The sequence below is a fragment of the Grimontia marina genome (genome assembly GCF_900060185.1).
GTDB lineage: Bacteria > Pseudomonadota > Gammaproteobacteria > Enterobacterales > Vibrionaceae > Enterovibrio > Enterovibrio marinus.
Genome location: NZ_FIZY01000130.1, coordinates 1 through 2489, shown reverse-complemented (window position 1 = coordinate 2489; position 2489 = coordinate 1). Strand labels below are relative to the sequence as shown.

The 2489-nt window shown below is 44.4% G+C and carries 4 protein-coding genes; all 4 read left to right on the top strand.

Going from position 1 to position 2489, the window contains the following annotated elements; genetic code table 11:
* The coding region (locus GMA8713_RS25380; RefSeq protein ID WP_157515497.1) for an IS630 family transposase at window positions 1-337 on the top strand (337 nt) is incomplete at its 5' end.
* A gap of 42 nt (window positions 338-379) precedes the next feature.
* Window positions 380-676: a hypothetical protein gene (locus GMA8713_RS25375; protein ID WP_062715427.1), complete on the top strand. Its 297-nt coding sequence runs from the start codon at window positions 380-382 to the stop codon at window positions 674-676.
* 2 nt (window positions 677-678) lie between these two features.
* Window positions 679-2025: a phenylacetate--CoA ligase family protein gene (locus tag GMA8713_RS25370; protein WP_062715424.1), complete on the top strand. Its 1347-nt coding sequence runs from the start codon at window positions 679-681 to the stop codon at window positions 2023-2025.
* Window positions 2022-2390 (top strand): nicotinamide mononucleotide transporter family protein, encoded by a 369-nt coding sequence (locus GMA8713_RS25365; protein WP_062715422.1) that lies wholly within the window; start codon window positions 2022-2024, stop codon window positions 2388-2390. The genes GMA8713_RS25370 and GMA8713_RS25365 overlap by 4 nt, the downstream gene beginning before the upstream one ends.
* Window positions 2391-2489 lie beyond the last annotated feature (99 nt).

The window sequence follows — 2489 nt, the reverse complement described above, 5'->3', positions numbered from 1 at the left end:
AAAGAAAGACTCAGACCTATTCATTGCCATGCTGGAGAAGCTAAAGTGGCACTACCGCCGAGCCAAAAGTGTCACCTTGATACTGGATAACTACATCATCCACAAAAGTAAAAAAACGAAGGCTTGGCTCAAGAAGAACCCAAAGTTCAGGCTGCTGTTCCAGCCCGTTTATTGCCCTTGGGTCAACGTCATAGAACGATTGTGGAATGCTCTCCATGAGACAATTACTCGGAATCACAGGTGTAAACATATGTGGCAATTGCTCAGGAAGGTGAAGCACTTTATGGATAACGTATCGCCTTACCCGGGAGGTTGCCACGGCACGGCGAAAATGTAGCACTATTCGGATCAGTTATTTAGGTTTGAGTTACCGCTTTTATTGGATGTTTTCGAGAATACCGCTAAGGAGCTATTTGAGGCAGGAGCCAATCTCACTTATACCAATGACATTGACAGGCGAGAAGAGTTTATTCGCGTCGTACTTTCAGCCTTAAATTTACGTCCATTGGGAGAGACTAAAAACCAAGCGGAAGATCGACTACAAGCGGTTAGCTCTCTGGAGCGACGAAAAGTGCTAGCAGCTGCGAAGCTTGCAGAGCAAAGGGCTCAAGATTTACGGGTTGCTTTAGCAAAGCAAAAAGCGAAAGAAGCTGCTGACAAAATGATGCGGGAATAATCATGCATACAGTACCTTGGAATGATTATAAGTGCATGCCAACGCTAGACGATTCAAGCAGCGCTCGCCTTAAACACATCATAGATCAACCTCATGCCCCTATTTTCAAGAATCAATCTGGTCATCATCTTCAGCATGAGGAGCTAGAAGAACTGAGTCGCTTTACCATTGATGAAGCAACGCGAGAGGCTTCCGCAGCATTCGATGAAAATACATGGATAGCGCTGTTTCTTCGAAATTGTTTTAACAACGTTCCCTTTTACAAGCACTACGACAAAAGCGTTCAGAGATTCGAAGACTATCCGACGATTGACCGCTCAGATCTCAGCACACGCATAACTGACTTTGTTCCTGATGATTTGCCACTGGATCGCATCATCGCATACGAGACGTCTGGCACGACGGGGCATTCGCTAACCATTCCATCTCATCCCATCGTCGCCGCACGATACAGTGCTTACCACAAAAAATCTCTACTCTGGAACCATGTAGATACACGGGAGTTCGAGAGTGAAGTCGCAATAGTCCTCGCGGGATACCAAGAAAAATGCTTCACCTATGCATCCGTGTCCCCCTATCTCAATAACAAAGGATTACTGAAGTTAAATTTTCATCCCGACGATTGGTTTAGCCCTAACGACAGAGAGCAGTACCTTGACATAAATAAGCCAGACCTCATTTCTGGCGATCCAATCTCTCTATCCGAACTGTCAAAAATACCGTTTAATCACCAACCGAAAGCGATATTGAGCACGTCAATGACGCTGCTTAATGCGACACGTAGGCACTTTGAAACCCGATATCAGTGCCCCGTTTTAGATATCTATTCTTTGAATGAAGCAGGCCCCATAGGTTGCAGCATCCCGGGTAAAACAGGCTTTCGTCTCCTGCAATCCAGACTGTACGTCGAGATCCTCGATGTTACAGGTAAACCGGTGGCGACTGGAGAACGTGGCGAGATTGCGCTCACAGGAGGGTTCAATGATTACCTCCCTTTGCTCCGTTATCGGACGGGGGACTATGGAAGGCTCATATTAGAAGATGGACATTGGTTCATCAAAGATCTTGAAGGTAGACCTCCCGTTCAATTTAAAACGTGCAGTGGCGTATGGCTTAACAATGTCGATGTTACCCATATGCTTCAAAGGTACCCACTATCGCAGTTTTCTTTACATCAAGATAAACAAGAGAAAATGATCATCACGCTACCAAGCGCCACGTTTTCGCAACACATCAAAGAATTGTTAGAAGTGAAATTTGGGCAGAAGGTTGAAGTGAAGGTGCTTGAAAAAGTGAGCAGTGATAAAAAAGTTATCCAGTATACAAGTGATTTAAGGAACACATTTTGATTAGTTATTTGGAATTGTCTGCGAACGCAGTATTTGTGATCAGTGTGATATTAGCAGCAAGAAACAATATTAATACGTGGTGGACAGGCATCATTGGATGTGGGTTATTTGCGGTGCTCTTTTACAAGTTTAATCTTTATGCCGACGTGACCCTTATGTTTTTCTTCATACTCACAAGTGTTTATGGCTGGAAATACTGGGGAACAAAGGAACAATCACATGCAATAGCCTGGACAAAAACGACAAATTTCGCTTTTTTCATCGCTGCAGCTGCTTTAGCCACCCTGGTCTACGGCTGGATTTTGTATCAAACCACTGATGCTTACGCGCCATATATAGAAGTGGCCCCCAATTTTCGGACATGACTTTAAGTGATTGATCTGTTTTGATAGTCCCCAGAAAGACTGGAGCAGATGATGACAAGAAAACGTAGAAACCACTCACCCGAATTTAAAGCGAAGGTG

Excerpts from the sequence above, each read along its gene's own strand:
- GMA8713_RS25370 (WP_062715424.1), top strand. The coding sequence starts at position 679 with ATGCATACAGTACCTTGGAATGATTATAAGTGCATGCCAACGCTAGAC.